Source organism: Lichenibacterium minor, assembly GCF_004137685.1.
Taxonomy (GTDB): domain Bacteria; phylum Pseudomonadota; class Alphaproteobacteria; order Rhizobiales; family Beijerinckiaceae; genus Lichenihabitans; species Lichenihabitans minor.
The window spans coordinates 1-722 of the sequence record NZ_QYBB01000175.1; the positions used below are offsets into that span (position 1 = coordinate 1).

Here is a 722-nt window from a genome sequence, read left to right on the forward strand (position 1 = left end):
GGCGCCCGTCGTGTCCGACGCCGAAAAGGCCCAGGACGCGGCCGCGCAGGACCTGCGTGAGGCCTTCGCAGGCAAGCGCTAGGCGAAGTGATCGACAGCGAACAGGATGGGCGACCTCGCGGTCGCCCGTCTGTCTTTGAAGTTCGCTGGCCGAGGCGTTCATCGGCGCAGACCGCGCGGCGATCGACATGTTGCGAACTTGGTTCCGCGCTGGACGAGTACCGATCGCGACGACCTCGGAGAGGAACACCGCTCATGACGCAACAGATATCCTTAGGCCAGTCCGGTCGGGCCGACGAAGCCGTTCTGGAGGACGGCATCCGGGAGATTGCGCGCGACCTGGCCTATCGACGGCTCGTCATGGTCAACGTTGTCTTCTACGGCAGCCCGGATGCGGGTGATCGAGGCTGGGTGCTGGTCGACACCGGCGTAGTCGGCACCAAGAGCTTCATCGTGAACGCCGCTGCGGCGCGTTTCGGTAAGGGCGCGCGGCCCTCGGCCATCGTGCTAACGCATGGGCACTTCGACCATGTCGGCGCCCTCGAAGACCTCGCCACCGAATGGGACGTCCCCGTTTACGCACACAAGATCGAGCAACCCTACCTCGATGGCAGCGCCGCTTACCCGCCCGGCGATCCCGAGGTCGGGGGCGGCTTGATGGCCAAGCTGTCGCCGCTCTACCCCACGAAGCCCGTCGACGTGTCGACTCGCCTGCGCGCCTT

The 722-nt window shown here is 66.2% G+C and carries 2 protein-coding genes; one reads left to right on the forward strand and one right to left on the reverse strand.

Annotated elements, in window-relative coordinates; genetic code table 11:
* A partial coding sequence (locus tag D3273_RS28970; RefSeq protein ID WP_207210944.1) for a hypothetical protein occupies positions 1 to 190 on the reverse strand: 190 nt, incomplete at its 3' end.
* Positions 191 to 255: 65 nt separating this feature from the next.
* Here D3273_RS28970 and D3273_RS27925 point away from each other — a divergent pair.
* Positions 256 to 722 (forward strand): MBL fold metallo-hydrolase (locus D3273_RS27925; protein WP_129230305.1); only part of this gene is annotated, 467 nt, incomplete at its 3' end.